The organism is Streptomyces sp. NPDC094147 (assembly GCF_044764265.1).
Taxonomy (GTDB): Bacteria; Actinomycetota; Actinomycetes; order Streptomycetales; family Streptomycetaceae; genus Streptomyces.
This window is the reverse complement of sequence record NZ_JBIWHT010000001.1, coordinates 530,046-548,341: the sequence shown is the minus strand read 5'-3', so window position 1 is coordinate 548,341 and position 18,296 is coordinate 530,046. Positions and strand designations below refer to the sequence as shown.

Genomic DNA, 18,296 nt, shown 5'->3' with positions numbered 1-18,296 from the left:
GTGAACCACTCCCTCCCCTTCCCGGAAGTCCTGCGCTCGGCCCTGGCCGGACTGCTCGACGGACTGCCGCCCTCGCAGGCCGCGGGCGCCGTCGACCGGCTGATCGGCCACTACCGGGGCGTCGTCCCCACCCACGCCCCGGTGCTGCGGGACCGCTCCGACGTCGCCGCCTACGCCGCGTACCGGATGCCCGCCACCTTCGAGGCGGTGCGCTCCGCGCTCGGCGCGTTCCGGGACGCCACCGGGGAGTGGACGCCCACGACGCACACCGACATCGGCGGCGGCACCGGCGCCGCCAGCTGGGCGGTCGCCGAGGCCTGGCAGGACGAAGGCGTCGCCACCACCGTCCTGGACTGGGCGGAGCCCGCGCTCGCCGTCGGCCGCGAACTCGCCCAGGCCTCCGGGCTCCTCGGGCTGCGCGCCGTCCGCTGGGAACGCGCCCGCATCGGCTCGGCGCTCACCCTGGACAGCGCCGGCCTCATCACCGTCTCCTACGTCCTGAACGAGCTCACCCCCGACGACCGCCGCTCCCTCGTGGACGCCGCCGCCCGCGCCGCCACCGGCGCCGTCGTCATCGTGGAGCCCGGCACCCCCGACGGCTACGCCCGGATCATCGAGGCCCGGGACCGGCTGATCGCGGCCGGTCTGCGCATCGCGGCGCCCTGCCCGCACAGCGCCGCCTGCCCCATCGAGCCCGGCACCGACTGGTGCCACTTCTCGGCCCGGGTCAGCCGCTCCTCCCTGCACCGCCAGGTCAAGGGCGGTTCGCTGGCGTACGAGGACGAGAAGTTCAGCTACGTCGCCGCGACCCGGTTCACGCCGGAACCCGCCCCGGCTCGGGTCACCCGCCGGCCCCAGATCCGCAAGGGGCAGGTGCTGCTCGATCTGTGCACCGCCGAGGAGCAGCTGCGCCGCGAGACGGTCACCAAGCGCCATGGCGCTCTGTACCGCGCGGCCCGGGATGCCGAGTGGGGCGACTCCTGGCCGCCCCACCCCGCAGAGCCGGCCCCGTAGTCAGGGGCGCAGTTCCTGGGTGCAGCACTTCACGCTGCCGCCGCCCTTGAGCAGCTCGCCCAGGTCCATGGCGACCGGCTCGTAACCGCGTGCGCGCAGCGGGTCGAAGAGGCCGACCGCGGCCTGGGGGAGCAGGACGTGGTGGCCGTCGCTCACCGCGTTGAGCCCGAGTGCCGCCGCGTCCGGCTCCTCGGCGATCAGGGCGCCCGGGAACATCCTGGACAGCACGGCCCGGCTGCCGGGGGAGAAGGCCGGCGGGTAGTACATGATCTCGTCGGCCGTGTCGTCGAGGACGCAGAGGGCCGTGTCCAGGTGGTAGTAGCGCGGGTCGACCAGGTCGAGGCCGATCACCGGGCGGCCGAAGAACTCCTGGGCCTCGTCGTGCGAGAGCGGGCTCGACCGGAAGCCGCGCCCGGCGAGCAGATACGAGGCCGTGACGGCGAAGTCGCCCTCGCCCTCGTTGATGTGGGACGGCTCGTGGACGGTGGTGAAGCCGTGCGTACGAAACCAGTCGAGGTGGGCCTCGGCCTCCGCCGCGCGTTCCGGATGCGCGAAGCGGGCGCCGAGCACCCGGCCGTCGATCACGGTGGCTCCGTTGGCGGCGAAGACCATGTCGGGCAGGTCGGGGCGGGGTTCGAGCAGTTCGACGGTGTGGCCGAACGACCGGTACCGGTCGCGCAGGTCCTCCCACTGGGCCAGGGCCAGCGGCAGGTCGATCGGTTTCGCGGGGTCCATCCAGGGATTGATGGAGTACGTGACCTTGAAGTGTGCCGGTGGGCACATCAGATAGCGCCGGGGTCGGGCGGTTCTCGGGGTGCGGAGGTCACGGGCGTTACGAGGCAATGAGGGCTCCTCACGGGCGACTTGGGCCGCACGAGCGCGCAGCCCCGTGCAGCCCATGGTCCGCCGTGCCGGGCGCCCGCGCAGTGAACCGTCCGGGTGTTTTTCAGCTGGCCCATCCGGTTCATCCGCGCGTTCACTGCTCGTGCGGTGCCATCCGCCCCTGCTTCGGCTTCCGCAGCAGCTCGCGCTCCTGTCCCAGGGGGTCCATGGGGACGCCCGGACCGCGGCCCGGACAGCTGCGCGGAATCGCCCCGCGCCGATCATCCGGCAGCCGCCCGTTGGTCACGGGCAGGTCATGTCACACACCCCGGTTGTCCAGTGCGGTCACCCGGGGAGCAGGATGGTGGGACCATGTTCATCGTGGACGAGTCCGTTGGGGTCAACGGTGAGGTGAGGGGATAGATGGGCGCTGAGTTCGGCCGTTCCCGCGGCGAGGAGAGCAAACTGTCCCGCTGGCTGCGCAGGCGGCCCAAGGACGCTCCGGGCGCGGACGAGGGCCGGCTCGGGCTGCTCCTGGCTGTGGCCGCCGCCGAGCTGCCGCTGGCGCCCGCCGCGTACCCCGTCGGCTTCCGGTGTTCCTGCGAGCGCGTGGGATGTCCCACGCCCGCCCGCCACCCCGTCTCCTTCGCCTGGCAGACCCAGTCGACCACCGACCGCGCGCAGATCGAGCGCTGGGCGCTGGGTCAGCCCGAGGCCAACTTCATCACCGCGACCGGCATGGTCCACGACGTGCTCGACGTGCCGCTCGAAGCGGGCCGCGAGGCGCTCGCCCGGCTCCTGTCCGAGGGGGTCGACGTCGGGCCCGTCGCGGAGTCCGGCGGCGACGGGGACCACGGGCGCATGCTGTTCTTCACCGCGACCCGGGGTACGCCCGAGGACGAGGACGAATGGTGGCCCTGCGAGCTCGACTGCCACCCCGAGACGATGGACGAGCATCCGGGGCTGCGGTGGCACTGCCGGGGGAGCTATGTGCTCGTGCCGCCGGCGCGGCTGCCGGGGGAGCTTGAGGTCGCCTGGGTGCGGGGGCCGGAGCATGCGCTTCCGGATCCGCTGACGCTGCTCGAAGCGCTGACCGACGCGTGCGCGCGGTACGCGGGCGAGGCCGGCTCGCACGCCGTGGCGTGGCCCTTGGGGCGCTAGCCCCTTGTCTACCGGGGCTCCGCGCCCCGGACCCCTCGGGGGCTGCGCCCCTCGACCCCCTTCGGGGCTGCGCCCCTCGACCCCCTTCGGGGCTGCGCCCCGGGCCCCCGAGCGGCCGCGGGCGGCTGGGCGTAATCGGGGGCGAAGCCCGGCCGCCGTCTCACTCGCCCTTCGTCGAGACCAACCCCTGCACCCGGTTCGCCACCACCACGCGCCCCTGCGCCGGGATCAGGGCCAGTTCGTTGGAGATCCACTCCCTGGTCAGGGAGGTTTTGACCTCGCCGGTCAGCAGGGCCTTCTCGTCCGGGCTGATGTCCAGGCGCACGCCCTTCGCCGCGGTCTGGCGCTCGAAATGGCGGGTCGAGAAGAAGACCAGCGCGCGGTTGTCCGCGGTGCGCAGGCCCAGCGGGGCGAAGTCGCCGTCCGTCAGGGGCTGGTCGATGAACTGGGTGATCCGGCCGGACCGTACCGCGTTCTTGCGGCGCGTCTCCCGCCAGCCGCTGGTGTTCTCGCCGTCCGCGAACACCGGCGGCTTCCCGTCCTGGAGGTACGAGGCGTAGTCCGCGCTCACGTCCTTCGGAGCCAGCGCGAGCGAGGGGTCGTCGGGGCTCACCGGCTCCGCCCAGCCGCCCTTGTCCGTCTTGAAGACGGGTACGTCCGCGGTGCCCAGGACCGACAGACAGGCGGCCTTCCACACCTGATCGGGGCCGCCGCGTATGAAGAGCAGCAGCCAGCGGGTGGCGTTCGGGCCCTTGTTGTCCCGGCCCCGGCTGGGGTCGGTGTCGGCGACGAACCAGCGCGGCCAGCCCGCCTGCCTGGGGATCGTGAACTTGGCGTCCGCCAGCGCCAGATCCACGTGCTGGGTGTTGCCGCCGGGGTTGGTCACATGGCGCGACCTGAGGCCCGCCTGGTTGGTGGCGCCGAGTGCGCCGGTGACCCGGCCCGCGTCCAGGGCCGGGTCGTAGGCCTTGTCGGCCTTGTTGTAGGCGTCGGTGAAGTCGGTGAGCGCCTTGGCGGCCTCAGCCTTCGTCGCCGAGGGTACGAGTTCCCGCTCCCCGTGCACCGTCACGCAGCCGCTCGCGGTCACCGTCAGTACGGTCGCCGTCGCGAGCCCCGCCACCAGCCGACTCACCCGTCTCATGAACCGCCTTCTGCCCCTCGACCCTCGTAACCCCCATGGACTTCCGGAACCCTACCGGGGCGAAGAAGAGCGCGAGCGTGGGGATCAGGTACAGCGCCCACACCACGACCTGGACGACGGTCGGGTCGGGCTGGAAGTTGAGGACGCCCTTGAGGAGGGTGCCGTACCAGCTGTCCGGCGGGATCGCCGAACTGATGTCGAAGGCCTTGTTGTTGATGCCGGCGACGAAGTCGGCCTCCTGGAGGTCGTGCACGCCGTACGCGAGGACGCCCGCCGCGACGACCACCAGCATGCCGCCGGTCCACGTGAAGAACTTCGCCAGGTTGATCTTCAAGGCGCCGCGGTAGAACAGCCAGCCCAGGCACACCGCGGTGGCCAGGCCCAGCAGGGCGCCGGTCATCGGCTGGAAGGTGCCGTTCTCGGAACCGGCCGCGTGCACCGAGGTCCACACGAACAGCGCGGTCTCCAATCCCTCCCGGCCGACCGCGAGGAACGCGGTCGCCACCAGCGCGCCGGTGCCCATCCGCAGTGCCGAGTCGAGCTTGCCCTGGAGCTCGGTCCTCAGGTGCCGCGCGGTGCGCCGCATCCAGAACACCATCCAGGTGACCAGGGCCACGGCGATGATCGACAGCGATCCGCCGAGCGCCTCCTGGGCCTTGAACGTCATTTCCTGCGAGCCGAATTCGAGCCCGGCGCCGAAACCGAAGGCCACGGTCACGGCGACCGCGATGCCGGTCCACACCGGCCGCAGGGCGTCGCGCCGCCCGGTCTTCACCAGGTACGCGACCAGGATGCAGACGACCAGGCTGGCCTCCAGACCCTCGCGCAGGCCGATCAGATAGTTGGCGAACATGTCGTCCTCTCAGCCGAAGAGTCCCCGGCCCCACCAGTCGCCCTTGTCGCGGACGCCCGGCGGGATCGCGAAAATCGCCGAACCCACGTGCTGGATGTATTCGTTGAGTGCGTCGTTCTTGGCCAGGCTCCGCTGGATCGGCAGGAAGGCCTTGCGCACGTCGCGCTGGTACGCCAGGAAGAACAGGCCCGCGTCCAGGCGGCCGAGGCCGTCCGTGCCGTCCGTGAAGGAGTAGCCGCGGCGCAGGATCGTCGCCCCGTTGTTGGTGTCGGGGTGGGCGAGCCGGACGTGCGCGGTCGGCTTCATCGCCTTCAGGAAAGGCTCGTCGCGCTCCTTGGCCTTGCCGACAGGGGCGCCCTCGCCCTTGTCGCGGCCGAAGACGTCCTCCTGCTCCTGGAGCGAGGTGCGGTCCCAGGTCTCGATGTGCATCCGGATGCGGCGGGCCACCAGGTAGGAGCCGCCGGTCATCCAGTCGCTGCCGTCCTTCTCGCCGACCCAGACGTGCTGGTCGAGGGCCTTGGCGTCGGTGCCCGAGACGTTCCGGGTGCCGTCCTTGAAGCCCATCATGTTGCGCGGGGTCTGCGCGTCCGGCGTGGTCGAGGACGTCTTGCCGAAGCCGAGCTGCGACCAGCGGATCGCGACCTTGCCCATGCCGATGCGGGCCAGATTGCGGATCGCGTGCACCGCGACCTGCGGGTCGTCCGCGCAGGCCTGCACGCACAGGTCGCCGCCGCTGCGCGCCGGGTCGAGGTTGTCCTTGGGGAACTGCTCGATGTCGACCAGCGCCTCGGGCCGCCTGGCCTCAAGGCCGAAGCGGTCCTTGGCGAAGAGGGAGGGGCCGACGCCGAAGGTCAGGGTCAGCCGGGACGGCTTGAGGCCGAGCGCCTCGCCGGTGTCGTCCGGCGGCGCCTCGGCGAGACCGCCGTAGGCGCCCTCGCCGACCGTCTTGCCTTCGGTCATCGCGGCGGCCGCGGCCGTCCAGTCCCTGAGGAGCTGGACGAGTTCGGCGCGGTCCTTCGTCGTCACGTCGAACGAGGCGAAGTGCAGCCGGTCCTGGACGGCGGTGGCGATGCCGGCCTGGTGGGCGCCGTGGAAGGGCACCGCGGCACCGGTGTCGGCGGCCGGCGCGGCGGCACCGCCGTTCGCCTTCACGGCGGCGACGGCGCCGCCGGCCGCGGCCGCGCCGAGCGCGAGGCCCGCGCCGCCCCAGCCGAGCAGTGCCCGGCGGGACGGTGACCTGCCGGGTCCGGTGACCTCGGTCGTGTCGCTCATGACGGATCTCCTCCTGGCTCCGGGCGCTACTTCGTGACGGCGGCGGCGAGCTTCGACAGCGGCTCGGCGAGCGCGTTCACCGTGTCGGAGAGCTGCTTGCGGTCGCTCTGGCCGACCTTGTCGTACGCGATGAAGTCGTAGGAGTTCTTGTCGGTGCGGTACTTGTCGAGCAGCGTGTTCAGGGCCGCGAACTGCTTGTCCAGCTCGGTGGCGAGCGACGGGTCGTTCTTCGTGGCGACCGGCTTGAGCAGCTCGTACGCCTTCTGGGCGCCCTCGACGTTGCCCTTGAAGTCGGACAGGTCGGTGTGGCTGTAGCGGTCCTCCTCACCGGTGATCTTCCCGGTGGCGACCTCGTCCAGGAGTTCCTTGGCGCCGTTGGCCATCGAGGTCGGGGTGATCTCGGCGGTGCCGACCCGCTTCTGCCAGTCGGCCAGGTCCTTGTCCAGCTCGGTGGCGAGGTCCTTCTCGTCCTGGCCGATCCTGTTGTCGACCCACAGCGCCTTCTCCAGGCGGTGCCAGCCGGTCCACTTCTGGCCCTTCTCCAGGCCGTCCTCGCGGGTGTCGGTCTTCGGGTCGATGTCGCCGAAGGACTCGGCGACCGGCTCGGTGCGCTCCCAGCCCAGGCGCGAGGGGGCGAACGCCTTCTTCGCGGCGTCCAGATCGCCGGCCCGTACCGCGTCGGTGAAGACCTTGACCTTGGGCAGCGTCTCGTCGGCCTGCTCCTGCGCGTACTTGCGGTACTCGGCGACCGCCGTGTCCAGCTGCGGGTTGCGCTTGGCCGCGGCGGCGCCGGTGACGGTGACCTTCTGGCGGATGCCGTCGCCCTTCATGCCGGGCTTGCAGGCGACCTCGTAGGAGCCGGCCTTGACCTCGGCGGTGAGCTGCTGCTTGAGGCCGGGGCCGATGTTCTCGCGCTCGGCGACGATGCGGTCGTCGGGGAAGAGGAGGTAGACCTCGGTGACCTTGGAGCCCTTGTTCGCGATGTCGAACGTGATGTGTCCGGCCGGGAACTCGGTCTTCGACAGCTCGCAGGAGTCGTCGGTGGCGGTCACCCGGACCGTGTCACCGGCGCCGCCGGCCTTGGTGTCGCTCTTGTCGGCGCAGCCCGTGACGGCGGTCAGGGCCGCCACGGCAGCGGCGGCGGTGACTACGGAGGTACGGACGGGTCGCATGCGGGGCTCCACGCTGGGTCAGGGTCGGCGCCTCTACTGAGGCTGACCTAACTTAACCGAGCCTTACCTCACTCAAGTCCATGGGGTGGGTGATTCAACTCTCACCGGAGCCCGCCCGGCGGCCCGGGACCTGTGGCGCGGCCGCCGGCGCCCTGATGCTTCAATGCCTGCGTGACGGAACTCGACGTACTGATCGACGTGCTCAACGTCTTCTGCGGACCCGACGGGCGGCACGGCAACGCCCTCGGTGTGGTGCGCGAGGGCGCGGCCGTGCCCGGCGAGGCGGCCCGGCAGGAGCTGGCGCGTCAACTCGGCTTCAGCGAGACCGTGTTCGTGGACGACCCCGAGCGCGGCACCGTCGACATCTACACCCCGGGGCTGCGGCTGCCGTTCGCCGGCCATCCCCTCGTCGGCACGGCCTGGCTGCTCGACCTGGACGTCCTCGAACTGCCCGTCGGCGACATCCTCGCCCGCCAGGACGGGGAGTTCACCTGGATCACGGCCCGCGCGCAGTGGGCCCCGCCGCGCACCCTGCGGCAGTACGCCTCGGCCGCCGAGGTCGACGCGCTGGGGGTGCCCGAGCCGGGAGGGGCCCTCGGTGGGCAATGGGTGTACGCCTGGGGCTGGGCGGACGAGGCCGCCGGGCGGGTGCGGGCGCGCGCCTTCCCCGGCCGCGGCGACGGCGTCGACGAGGACGAGGCGACGGGAGCCGCCGCCCTGCTGCTCACCCAGCAGCTCGGCCGGGCCCTCAACATCACCCAGGGGCGGGGCTCGCAGCTCCTGACGGCCCCCGGCCCCGACGGCACCGTCGAGATCGGCGGGCGGGTGCGCATGCACTCCACCCTCACCCGGCGCGCTACGCGCTGAGCGGGAACTCCTCGCCCAGTTCCCGGAACACCGCCGTGTTCAGCGCGAAGGCGCGCTTGCACTCGTCCACGATCCGCTGCTTCTCCAGGTCGTCCGCGCGCACCGCGTCGAGCAGCTCGCGGTAACTCCGCTTGAACGCGGGCGGGTTGGGGATCTGCTCGAAGACGTAGAACCGTACGCCGTCGCCCTTGCGCGCGAAGCCCCAGGTCTTCTCCGCCCGGTCGCGGATGATCTGGCCGCCCGAGAGGTCGCCGAGGTAGCGGGTGTAGTGGTGCGCCACGTATCCGGCGGGCCAGGTCCGCGCGCACTCGGCGACGCGCCGCGCGTACGCGGCCGTCGCGGGCAGCGGGGCGGCGGTGTGCCGCCAGCCCGCGCCGCGCAGGTGGGCCAGGTCCCGCTCCAGTTCGGCGGTGCGCATCAGCTCGGGCCGGATGAACGGCCCCGCCACCGGGTCGTGGGCGAGGGCCTGGGCGCCCTCCTCCAGGGCCCGGTACACGAACCAGAGCTGCTCGGTGTAGCGGGCGTACGCCGTCACACCGAGCCGGCCCCCGAGCAGATCGCCCATGAACGTCGTCGTCTCCGCCTCCGTGTGCTGCTCGTGCGAGGCAGTGCGGATGAGGGTGGAGAACGGCGTGGTCGAGGTCGTGGTCAAGGCGGGCCTCCGGGGACCGATTGCGGGAACCACGGGAATCGTCTCAACTTAGGCTTACCTAAGTCAACCGGTTCCCGACGTCCTGTCGGTAAAAACGTACCCGCTGGGCCCGGACGGGACACGCGCTCGAAAAAAGCGGCGCGGACTACGGCAGGGTGAGGATCTCCGTGCCCGTCTCCGTGACCACCAGGGTGTGCTCGAACTGGGCCGTGCGCCTGCGGTCCTTGGTGACGACCGTCCAGCCGTCCTCCCACATGTCGTACTCGTGGGTGCCGAGGGTGAGCATCGGCTCGATCGTGAAGGTCATGCCGGGCTTGATCACGGTGGTCGCGTGCGGGGCGTCGTAGTGCGGCACGATCAGGCCGGAGTGGAAGGCCGTGCTGATCCCGTGGCCCGTGAAGTCCCGGACGACGCCGTAGCCGAAGCGCTTCGCGTACGACTCGATCACCCGGCCGATGATGTTGATCTGGCGGCCGGGCCGGACCGCCTTGATGGCGCGGTTCAGCGATTCCCGGGTCCGCTCGACGAGCAGCTTCGACTCCTCGTCGACGTCCCCGCAGAAGTAGGTGGCGTTGTTGTCGCCGTGCACGCCGCCGATGTACGCGGTGACGTCCAGGTTCACGATGTCGCCGTCCTTCAGGACGGTCGAGTCGGGGATGCCGTGGCAGATCACCTCGTTCACCGAGGAGCACAGCGACTTGGGGAAGCCGCGGTAGCCCAGCGTCGAGGGGTAGGCGCCGTGGTCGCACATGAACTCGTGGGCGACCCGGTCGAGTTCGTCCGTCGTCACCCCCGGCGCGATGAGCTTGGCCGCCTCCTCCATGGCCCGCGCCGCGATCCGGCCCGCGGTCCGCATCAGCTCGATCGTTTCGGCGGTCTGCACTTCGGGGCCGGTGTACGGCGTGGGCATCGGCTTCCCGACGTACTCGGGACGCCGGATATGACCCGGGACGGAACGGGCCGGAGAGATCTCCCCGGGCACGAGCAGGGACTGCGCATTCGGCTGGCCAGACATGCCGGCGAGTCTATCGAGCGGGTGTGGGGCAGCATGGCCTTGAGGCCCACGGCCCACTGTCCCAGGGAAGAGGCACCCATGGCTCTGTTCAAGAAGCGCACGGTCGGAAAGCCCGGCGAGTGGTACTACTGCCTGGTCCACCACAAGGTCGAGGAGGGCCCGGAGTGCCCGGCCAAGGACCGGTTCGGGCCGTATGCGACCCGCGAGGAGGCCACGCACGCGATGGAGAGCGCGCAGGAGCGGAACCTGGAGTGGGAGACCGACCCGAAGTGGCACGACAAGTCCTCGCAGGGCGAAACGGACTGACCCGGCCGCGAGCGGCTACCAGCGCCCCGGCGGCGGGGCCGTCAGCTGGTCGGCCAGCCGGCCGAGGCGGTCGCGAAAACGGCGCGGGCCGCGCTGCGGCGGCAGGGTGTTCTCACCGGCGGCGGCGCTGACCAGGTGCTGGACGGTGTCCAGGTCGAGCTCCGCGTCCGGGGCCACCGTCAGGCACTCGTGGACCAGGCCCCGCACCTCCCGGTCGCCGCCGTCCAGGGCGAGGAGGGTGGCGCCCGCCCGGCGCGCGTCGTGGACGCGTTCGAGCAGGCCCTCGGCGGGCCGCTCCGGCGCCACCACGAGCAGGGTCTCGCCGCGCCGGGCCGCCGCCAGGCGGCCGAGCCCGACCGACAGGTGCGGGGGCCCGCCCGGCTCGGTGCGGTGGCGCACCAGGGTCGGGCTCAGCTCGGGCAGCCCCGACCAGGCCGCCTCGTCGGTGAGGTGGGCGGCCAGATGCCACGGCTCGTACCGCTCGGTGCCGACCAGGAGCAGCCCGCCGCCGTGCGGTACGACGGAGGAGCGCAGCACGCCCGCGAAGCGGCGGGTGGCCCGCAGCCACTCCGTCCCGGCGAGCACTTCCCGCAGCAGTGCGACCCGTACGGCGTCCATGGCCCGGCATCCTGCCGCATCCCGCGCGCTGCGGGGCCCGAACGGAGCTTCCTCATCCGAAGGAAGGCCCCCGCTACGGCCGAGTAGGGTCGCCCTCATGACTTCCACTGACAATGCTGGGAACGCTTCGAAGCCCGCCGCGAAGGACCCCTGGGACCTTCCGGACGTCTCCGGCCTCGTGGTCGGCGTGCTCGGCGGCACCGGCGACCAGGGCCGCGGCCTCGCCTACCGCCTCGCGCGGGCCGGCCAGAAGGTGATCATCGGCTCGCGGGCCGCCGAGCGAGCGCAGAGCGCCGCGGACGAACTCGGCCTCGGCGTCGAGGGCGCCGACAACGCCGAGTGCGCGCGGCGCAGCGACATCGTGATCGTGGCCGTGCCGTGGGACGGGCACGCCAAGACCCTCGACTCGCTGCGCACCGAGCTCGTGGGCAAGCTCGTGATCGACTGCGTCAACCCGCTCGGCTTCGACAAGCAGGGCGCGTACGCGCTGAAGCCCGAGGAGGGCAGCGCGGCCCAGCAGGCCGCCGCGCTGCTGCCGGAGTCCCGGGTGACCGCGGCCTTCCACCACCTGTCGGCCGTGCTGCTCCAGGACGAGTCGGTCGAGGAGATCGACACGGACGTGATGGTGCTCGGCGAGGCCCGCGCCGACACCGACCTCGTGCAGGCGCTGGCCGGCCGGATCCCCGGGATGCGCGGCGTCTTCGCCGGGCGGCTGCGGGGCGCGCACCAGGTGGAGTCGCTCGTCGCCAACCTGATCTCGGTGAACCGGCGCTACAAGGCCCACGCGGGGCTGCGCGTCACCGACGTGTAGACGGCCCCCGGGCATGGGGGACACTGGACGGTGAGTGCCCGGCGGCACTCACCGTCATCCGTTGCGAATCAGTGCCGAAGTGGCCGAAGTACCCGACAGGAGCCGACCTCCATGCCCCGCCTCGCTCTGTACGCCCTCGTCGTCTGTGTCCTCGCCGTCGCCGCGGCCGTGGTCTCCTTCGTCCAGGGCAGCTGGCTCGGGATCATCTGGGTGCTGCTGGCCGGGCTCTCGTCCAACATGACGTGGTACTACCTGCGCAAGGGGCGGCTCGCTAGCGCGGCGGAGTGAGCGAGAGGTCCGGCCAGAACTGGTAGAGGCTGCGGCCGGTGGCCGCGTCCAGGTCGGACACCCCGAGCCCGTCCAGGAGCGTGTAGACCAGGCGGAAGAACTCCTGGTTGATCTGGGGGATCCAGAGCAGCCCGAACACCGCGAGCAGTCCGAACGGCGCGAACGGCTCTATCTGGCGCCGCACCCCGTACGACAGCCACGGCTCGACGATCCCGTAGCCGTCCAGGCCCGGCACCGGCAGGAAGTTCAGGAGCGCGGCCGTCACCTGGAGCAGCGCCAGGAAGGCCAGCGCGCTGCGGAAGTCGGCGGGCACCCCGTCCAGCGCGTGCAGCCAGAACGGGGCGGTGCACACGATCGCGAACAGCACGTTGGTGAGCGGGCCCGCCGCCGAGACCAGGCTGTGCCGCCAGCGGCCCCGGATCCGGCCCCGCTCGATGAAGACGGCGCCGCCGGGCAGACCGATGCCGCCCATGATCACGAAGATCACCGGCAGCACGATCGACAGCAGCGCGTGGGTGTACTTCATCGGGTTGAGCGTCAGATAGCCCTTGGCGCCGACCGAGATGTCCCCGCTGTGCAGCGCGGTGCGGGCGTGCGCGTACTCGTGCAGGCACAGCGAGACGACCCAGGCGGCCGTCACGAACAGGAACACGGCGAGGCCGCGGGAGGCGGCATAGCTCGTCCACACCGCCCACCCGGAGACCGCCATCACGGCGACGATCCCGAGGAAGACCGGACTGATCCGCCGGTCGGGGTGGCGGGAGTGTGCGGTGGCCATGCCAGGGGCTCCAGGGGCTCGGGGGACGATCGGCGGGTCGCGCCCGACCGTACAGGGGCCGGGAGCGCGCCGGAAATCCGTGCCGGGCAAGATCTTCAGCGCACGGATCGCGCCCTTACCGCCTCGAACGACTCGGGATGCGGCGGGAGTTCCGCGCCGGAGAGACCGTCTTCGGCCGGGCCGGGAGGGCTCCGCCTCGCACGTCGTTGAGAATGGGGGGCGTGCGCTACCGGATTCTCGGCACTACCCAGGTCCTCCGCCCCGACGGCAGCCCCGTCGCGCTGGGCGGCGCTCGGCTGCGCGCGCTGGTGACGGTGCTCGCGCTGCGGCCCGGCCGCGCCGCCCCGGTGGGTGTCCTGGTGGACGGGGTGTGGGACGGCGAACCGCCCGCCGACGCCACGGGCGCGCTGCAGGCGCTGGTGGGGCGGCTGCGGCGGGTGCTCGGCCACGAGGCGGTCTTCTCGGCGGAGGGCGGCGGATACGGGCTCGCCGCCGAGTCCGACGACATCGACCTGCACCGCTTCGAGCGGCTCACCGCCGACGGAACACGCTCCCTGGACGAGGGCGATCCGGCCAAGGCCGCGGCCCTGCTCGACGACGCACTCGCGCTGTGGGCCGGCCCCGCCCTCGCCGACCTGCCCGACCGCGGCGCGCTCGCGGCCCGCTGGGAGGCCCGCAGGCTGGATGCCCGCCGGCTCCGGCTCGCCGCCGCCCTCGCGCTCGGCCGGCCCGGCGAGACGCTCGCCGAACTCGCCGCGCTGTGCGAGGCCCATCCGCTGGACGAGCCGCTGCACACCCTGCGCATCCGGGCCCTGCGCGCGGCGGGCCGCCCCGCCGAGGCACTCGCCGCTTACGAGGGCGTGCGCGCCACCCTCGCCGGGGAACTCGGCGCCGACCCCGGGCCCGAACTCCGTTCCCTGCACGCCGAGTTGCTGAACCCGGTGGCCCCGCCCGCGCCCGCGGCCGCCCCGGCCAACGGCAACCTGCGGGCCCGCCTCACCTCGTTCGTCGGCCGTGAGGCCGACCTCGCGCACATCCGCGGCGACCTCGAAACCGCCCGTCTTGTCACCCTGCTCGGGCCCGGCGGGGCGGGCAAGACCCGGCTCTCGCAGGAGGCCGCCGAGGCCACCGCGCCCGCGTGGCCGGACGGGGTGTGGCTGGCCGAACTCGCGCCCGTGGACGACCCGGCCGGGGTGCCCGCCGCCGTGCTCACCGCCGTGGGCGCCCGCAAGACGGTGCTGCACTCGGCCGGCGCCGAGGAACTGCGGGCCGGCGACCGGCACGCCGACGACCCCGTGGTCCGGCTCGCCGAACACTGCGGGCCGCGCCGCATGCTGCTGCTCCTCGACAACTGCGAGCACGTCATCGGCGCCGCCGCCGAACTCGCCGAGTACCTGCTGGCCCGCTGTCCGGGCCTGGCCGTCCTCGCCACCAGCCGTGAACCGCTGGGCGTACCGGGCGAGTTGGTGCGCCCCGTCGAGCCGCTGCCCGCGCCGGTCGCGCTGCGGCTGCTCGCCGACCGGGGAGCGGCGGCCCGGCCCGGCTTCCGGACCGACTCCGATGACGAGACGGCGGCCGCCGCCGCCGAGATCTGCCGGCGCCTGGACGGGCTGCCCCTGGCGATCGAACTGGCCGCCGCCCGGCTGCGGATGCTGACTCCGCGTCAGATAGCCGACCGGCTCGACGACCGCTTCCGCCTGCTCACCAGCGGGAGCCGCACCGTACTGCCGCGCCAGCAGACCCTGCGGGCCGTTGTCGACTGGTCCTGGGAGCTGCTGGAGGCCCCCGAGCGCGCGGTCCTCGGCCGCCTCGCCGTCTTCGCGGGCGGCTGCGACCTGGCGGCGGCCGAGGCGGTCTGCTCCGACGCGGGCCCGCGCGCCGGAGCCCCCCGCGTCGCGGCCGGGGACGTGCCCGCCGTCCTCGGCTCCCTTGTCGACAAGTCGCTCGTCGTGGCCGCCCCCGACGACACCGGCGAGATGCGCTACCGGCTGCTCGAAACCGTCGCCGAGTACGCGGCCGAACGCCTCGACGACGCCGGGGACCGCAGCGGCGCCGAGCGACGGCACCTCACGCACTACCGCGAACTGGCCCGCCACACCGACGCCCGGCTGCGCGGCCCCGGCCAGCGGGCCGCGATCGACACGCTGGAGCGGGAGTACGAGAACCTGCGGACCGCGCTGCGCCGCTCCGTCGCGCTCCGCGACGAGCAGGAGGCGCTCTGCCTGGTGCACGCCCTCGTCTGGTACTGGCAGATGCGCGATCTGCGCGGCGAGTCGCGGCACTGGGCGCAGGAGGCGGCCGCGCTCGGACCCGACCCGTTCGAGCCGCCCGTGGCGCCCGCGCCCCCGGTGTACGACCGCTGCACGGACAGCCCGCCGCCCATGCACCCCGAGGTGCTCCAGGAAGCGCGGCGCGGGGTGCGGCTCGTCCAACTGGCCTCCATGGACCACGAGTTGGACCTGTGGACCAGCCCGACCGCGCTCGCACGCCTCCGTCTGATCGCCTCCGCCTATCGGCCGGGTCTTCCGCAGACCTGCCGGATGCCGGGCTCGCTCTGGTTCTTCCCGGTGGTGCTCACCGGCGACGTGGCCCGGCTGAAGGAGGTGCTGGACGCGACCGTGGTGGCCTGCGAGGAGCTCGGTTACGAGTGGGAGCTGGCCGCCGCCCTCCAGATGCGCGCCAACGTGCTGGCCAACCGGGCCGAGTGGGCCGCCGACGCGACCGTCGACGCCGACGCCAGCCTCCTGCTCTTCCGCCGCCTCGGCGACGCCTGGGGCGCGGCCGAGGCGCTGGGCGCGCGCGGCGAGGCACGGGAGAAGCGGGGCCAATTCGGCCCGGCCGCCGAGGACTTCACCGCCGCGCTCCAGTACGCCGAGCAGCTCGGCGCCCAGTCCCAGGTGACCCTGCTGCGAGCCAGGCTCGCCGCCGTGCTGATGGAGACGGGGGAGGCCGAGCGCGGTGAGGCGATGCTGCGCGAGATCCTCGCGGACGAGCGCCGGACGGGCTTCGAGGCGCGGCCCGCGGCCCGGCTCTTCCTCGCCATCCGGCTGGGCCGCACCGGCCGGTACGAGGAGGCGCGCGAGCACGTCGAGCTGATGCTCCAGGAGTTCCGCTCCGCCAACCTCGCGCTGTTCGAGGGGTTCGTCCTGGGGGTGCGGGCCTGGCTGGACAACGCGCAGGGCCGCTTCAGCGAGGGGCTGGCCGGGGCGCTGGCCTCGCTGGAGCGGGCCCAGGAGCCGCTGTCGCGGATGGTCGCGCCCGAGATGGTCGCCATCCACCTGCTCGCCGCGGCCTGTGCGATCGCCGGGCTCGGCGGCACCGGCAACGGCCTGGACGCGGCCCGGCTCATCGGCGCGCACGACGCGCTGCTCCCGGCGGGCCACTTCTCGGTGCCCGTGCAGGTGGAGCAGCGGGCCGTCGCGGAGCGGACCGCCCGCGCCCTGCTGGACGCCGCCGCGTACGAGGCCGCGTACGCCGAGGGCGGTGGCCTTGGTGCGGAGCAGGCCACCGCCCTCGTGCGGCGCGAACGCAAGAACTGACGAGCCGTCAATATCAGGTGCGCTTGCGGAACTTGGCGACCGCGATCGGGGCCATCACCAGGGTGATCCCCGCGGACCAGGCCAGCGTCAACAGCGCGGAGTGGGCGACCGGGCCGCCGATCATCAGGCCGCGGGCCGCGTCCGCGAGGTTGGACAGCGGGTTGTAGTCGGTGAAGGACTGGAGCCAGCCCGGCATCGTGGTCGGCTTCGCGAAGATCGACGAGCCGAACTGCAGCGGCATCAGCACGATCATGGCCACTCCCTGGACGGCCTGGGCCGTCTTCATGGTGAGCCCGAGCAGAATGAAGACCCACATCAGCGAGGCGCCGAACACCAGCGAGAGACCGATGGCGGCGAGCAGCGCGAGCACCGAGGTGTGGATGGAGAGCCCCAGGACGAAGCCCATGATCAGCAGGATGGTGATGGCGACCAGCATCCGGCCTATCTCGACCACGATCTTGGCGATGAGGACGGACGACCGGGCGATCGGCATCGTCCGGAACCGGTCCATCACCCCCTTCTTGAAGTCGTCGTTGACGCCGGTCCCGACCGCCATGGCGATGTTCATCCCCATCATCGCCATCAGGCCGGGGATCAGGTAGTTGACGTACTCGCCCTGCTTGCCGCTGCCGAACATCGCGCCGCCGAAGACGTACACGAAGAGCAGCACGAAGATGATCGGCATCAGCACGGCGTCGAACATCGACTCCGGGTCGGCCTTGATCTGGAGCATGTTGCGGCGCGCCAGGGCGCCGATGTGGCGCAGGTTGGCGCGCAGCCCGATGCGTACGTCGTCGGACGCGGCGGGCGGCCGCGGGCTCGAAGGGGCCTGCTGGGCAGGCGCGTTCACAGTGGTGGTGGTGCTCATGCCGCGACCTCCTCGGTCTCACGGGTGCCGTCCTGGGCGTCGGCGGTCTTCTGGCCGGTGATGGCCAGGAACACCTCGTCCAGGCTGGGCAGATGGGTGCCTATGTGGGCGATGCCGTAACCGCGCGCCCCCAACAGGCCGACCACGGCGGTCAGTTGCCCGTCGCTGAGGATCGGCACGTTCAGCACGCCCTCGTCGGGGATGACCTGGGTGCCCGAGACGCCGTCCAGGCCCGCCTCGGTGACGTCCCGCGCCATGGCGCCCAGCTGGTCCGGGTCGGTGGGCCGGATCTGCAGGGTGCGGCCGCCGACCTTCGCCTTCAGATCGTTGACCCTGCCGTTGGCGATGACCTTGCCGCGGTCGACGACCGTCAGCTCGCTCGCCAGTTGCTCGGCCTCCTCCATGTACTGCGTGGTGAGCAGCACGGTGGCCCCCTCGGCGACCATCCGGCGCACCTCGTCCCACACCTCGTTGCGGGTGCGCGGGTCGAGGCCGGTGGTCGGCTCGTCCAGGTAGAGGACGGCCGGGTGGCCGATCATGGAGGCGGCCAGGTCGAGCCTGCGGCGCATGCCGCCGGAGTACGTCATCGCGGGCCGCCTGGCGGCGTCCGTGAGCGAGAACCGCTCCAGGAGCTCGTCGGCGCGGGCCCGCGCGTCCTGACGGGACAGGTCGAGCAGCCGGCCGATCATGTACAGGTTCTCGCGGCCGGACAGCTTCTCGTCGACCGAGGCGTACTGCCCGGTCAGGCCGATGGTGCGGCGCAGTTGCCGGGGCTGCTTCACCACGTCGTACCCGGCGACGGTGGCGGTGCCGGAGTCCGGCACGATCAGGGTGGACAGGCAGCGTACGAGTGTGGTCTTGCCGGCGCCGTTCGGCCCGAGGACACCGAGGACGGTGCCTTCGCGGACATCCAGGTCGACGCCGTCCAGCGCCTTGGTGTCGCCGTAGTGCTTCACCAGCCCCCGTACGGTGATGGCGTGGCCGGCGCCGCCATCAGTGGGGTTCTTGTCGATTCGCGTCATGGACACCAAGGTGCCAGCCGCCACCGACAAACGACCGACAGTCCACCGACAGCCTGTGGACAACCGGCCGACAGACGACGGACAGCCCGCCGAGGGG

The 18,296-nt window shown here is 72.5% G+C and carries 18 protein-coding genes; 7 read left to right on the top strand and 11 right to left on the bottom strand.

The features are described from left to right. Positions 1–1,014, top strand: coding sequence for a small ribosomal subunit Rsm22 family protein (locus ACIQ8J_RS02515; RefSeq protein WP_403264011.1), 1,014 nt, complete (start codon positions 1–3; stop codon positions 1,012–1,014). Here the strand turns inward: ACIQ8J_RS02515 and ddaH are convergent, their stop codons facing one another. Further along, positions 1,015–1,914: a dimethylargininase gene (ddaH, locus tag ACIQ8J_RS02510; protein WP_403264009.1), complete on the bottom strand. Its 900-nt coding sequence runs from the start codon at positions 1,912–1,914 to the stop codon at positions 1,015–1,017. It lies immediately after the preceding gene. A 345-nt stretch (positions 1,915–2,259) separates the two neighbouring features. Here ddaH and ACIQ8J_RS02505 point away from each other — a divergent pair, with 345 nt between their 5' ends. After that, positions 2,260–2,997 carry a bifunctional DNA primase/polymerase gene (locus tag ACIQ8J_RS02505; RefSeq protein ID WP_403264007.1) on the top strand — a complete coding sequence of 246 codons (738 nt, stop codon included), beginning with the start codon at positions 2,260–2,262 and terminating at the stop codon, positions 2,995–2,997. Between the two features lie 160 nt (positions 2,998–3,157). Here ACIQ8J_RS02505 and ACIQ8J_RS02500 read toward each other — a convergent pair whose 3' ends face one another. Genes ACIQ8J_RS02500 through efeO form a run of 4 tightly spaced genes read right to left on the bottom strand, consistent with a single transcriptional unit; the run spans position 3,158 to position 7,435 of the window. After that, positions 3,158–4,129, bottom strand: a complete 972-nt coding sequence (locus tag ACIQ8J_RS02500) for a hypothetical protein (RefSeq protein WP_403265178.1) — start codon at positions 4,127–4,129, stop codon at positions 3,158–3,160. Next, the gene (gene efeU, locus ACIQ8J_RS02495; RefSeq protein WP_403264006.1) at positions 4,017–4,991 is read right to left on the bottom strand and encodes an iron uptake transporter permease EfeU; all 975 of its coding nucleotides are present in this window, start codon (positions 4,989–4,991) and stop codon (positions 4,017–4,019) included. Before efeU ends, ACIQ8J_RS02500 begins: the two co-directional genes overlap by 113 nt. A gap of 9 nt (positions 4,992–5,000) precedes the next feature. Then, entirely contained in the window at positions 5,001–6,263 is a 1,263-nt protein-coding gene (gene efeB, locus ACIQ8J_RS02490; RefSeq protein WP_403264004.1) for an iron uptake transporter deferrochelatase/peroxidase subunit, read from the bottom strand. Between the two features lie 26 nt (positions 6,264–6,289). After that, positions 6,290–7,435 carry an iron uptake system protein EfeO gene (gene efeO, locus ACIQ8J_RS02485; RefSeq protein ID WP_403264002.1) on the bottom strand — a complete coding sequence of 382 codons (1,146 nt, stop codon included), beginning with the start codon at positions 7,433–7,435 and terminating at the stop codon, positions 6,290–6,292. 171 nt (positions 7,436–7,606) lie between these two features. On the opposite strand from efeO, the gene ACIQ8J_RS02480 reads away from it, so the two are divergent. Beyond that, on the top strand, positions 7,607–8,302 hold the full coding sequence (locus ACIQ8J_RS02480; protein WP_403264000.1) for a PhzF family phenazine biosynthesis protein: 696 nt from the start codon (positions 7,607–7,609) through the stop codon (positions 8,300–8,302). Here ACIQ8J_RS02480 and ACIQ8J_RS02475 read toward each other — a convergent pair. Then, positions 8,292–8,954, bottom strand: coding sequence for a heme oxygenase (biliverdin-producing) (locus tag ACIQ8J_RS02475; protein ID WP_403263998.1), 663 nt, complete (start codon positions 8,952–8,954; stop codon positions 8,292–8,294). The genes ACIQ8J_RS02480 and ACIQ8J_RS02475 overlap by 11 nt on opposite strands. A 145-nt stretch (positions 8,955–9,099) precedes the next feature. Continuing rightward, positions 9,100–9,969: a type I methionyl aminopeptidase gene (map, locus tag ACIQ8J_RS02470; protein WP_403263996.1), complete on the bottom strand. Its 870-nt coding sequence runs from the start codon at positions 9,967–9,969 to the stop codon at positions 9,100–9,102. A gap of 78 nt (positions 9,970–10,047) precedes the next feature. Between map and ACIQ8J_RS02465 the strand changes: the two genes are divergently transcribed. Further along, positions 10,048–10,275, top strand: coding sequence for a hypothetical protein (locus ACIQ8J_RS02465; protein WP_403263994.1), 228 nt, complete (start codon positions 10,048–10,050; stop codon positions 10,273–10,275). A 15-nt stretch (positions 10,276–10,290) separates the two neighbouring features. Here ACIQ8J_RS02465 and ACIQ8J_RS02460 read toward each other — a convergent pair whose 3' ends face one another. Continuing rightward, positions 10,291–10,893 carry a hypothetical protein gene (locus ACIQ8J_RS02460; protein WP_403263992.1) on the bottom strand — a complete coding sequence of 201 codons (603 nt, stop codon included), beginning with the start codon at positions 10,891–10,893 and terminating at the stop codon, positions 10,291–10,293. 97 nt (positions 10,894–10,990) lie between these two features. Here ACIQ8J_RS02460 and npdG point away from each other — a divergent pair, with 97 nt between their 5' ends. After that, the gene (gene npdG / locus ACIQ8J_RS02455; protein ID WP_403263990.1) at positions 10,991–11,704 is read left to right on the top strand and encodes an NADPH-dependent F420 reductase; all 714 of its coding nucleotides are present in this window, start codon (positions 10,991–10,993) and stop codon (positions 11,702–11,704) included. A gap of 111 nt (positions 11,705–11,815) precedes the next feature. After that, positions 11,816–11,992, top strand: coding sequence for a hypothetical protein (locus tag ACIQ8J_RS02450; RefSeq protein ID WP_399050074.1), 177 nt, complete (start codon positions 11,816–11,818; stop codon positions 11,990–11,992). On the opposite strand, the gene ACIQ8J_RS02445 is transcribed toward ACIQ8J_RS02450, so the two are convergent. Next, the gene (locus tag ACIQ8J_RS02445; protein WP_403263988.1) at positions 11,976–12,770 is read right to left on the bottom strand and encodes a site-2 protease family protein; all 795 of its coding nucleotides are present in this window, start codon (positions 12,768–12,770) and stop codon (positions 11,976–11,978) included. The genes ACIQ8J_RS02450 and ACIQ8J_RS02445 overlap by 17 nt on opposite strands. Positions 12,771–12,982: 212 nt before the next feature. Between ACIQ8J_RS02445 and ACIQ8J_RS02440 the strand changes: the two genes are divergently transcribed. Continuing rightward, complete coding sequence (locus tag ACIQ8J_RS02440) at positions 12,983–16,309, top strand: BTAD domain-containing putative transcriptional regulator (protein WP_403263987.1); 3,327 nt, start codon at positions 12,983–12,985, stop codon at positions 16,307–16,309. Positions 16,310–16,322: 13 nt separating this feature from the next. Here ACIQ8J_RS02440 and ACIQ8J_RS02435 read toward each other — a convergent pair whose 3' ends face one another. Then, the gene (locus tag ACIQ8J_RS02435; RefSeq protein WP_403263985.1) at positions 16,323–17,177 is read right to left on the bottom strand and encodes an ABC transporter permease; all 855 of its coding nucleotides are present in this window, start codon (positions 17,175–17,177) and stop codon (positions 16,323–16,325) included. Beyond that, positions 17,174–18,199: an ATP-binding cassette domain-containing protein gene (locus tag ACIQ8J_RS02430; protein ID WP_403263983.1), complete on the bottom strand. Its 1,026-nt coding sequence runs from the start codon at positions 18,197–18,199 to the stop codon at positions 17,174–17,176. Before ACIQ8J_RS02430 ends, ACIQ8J_RS02435 begins: the two co-directional genes overlap by 4 nt. Positions 18,200–18,296: the final 97 nt, after the last annotated feature.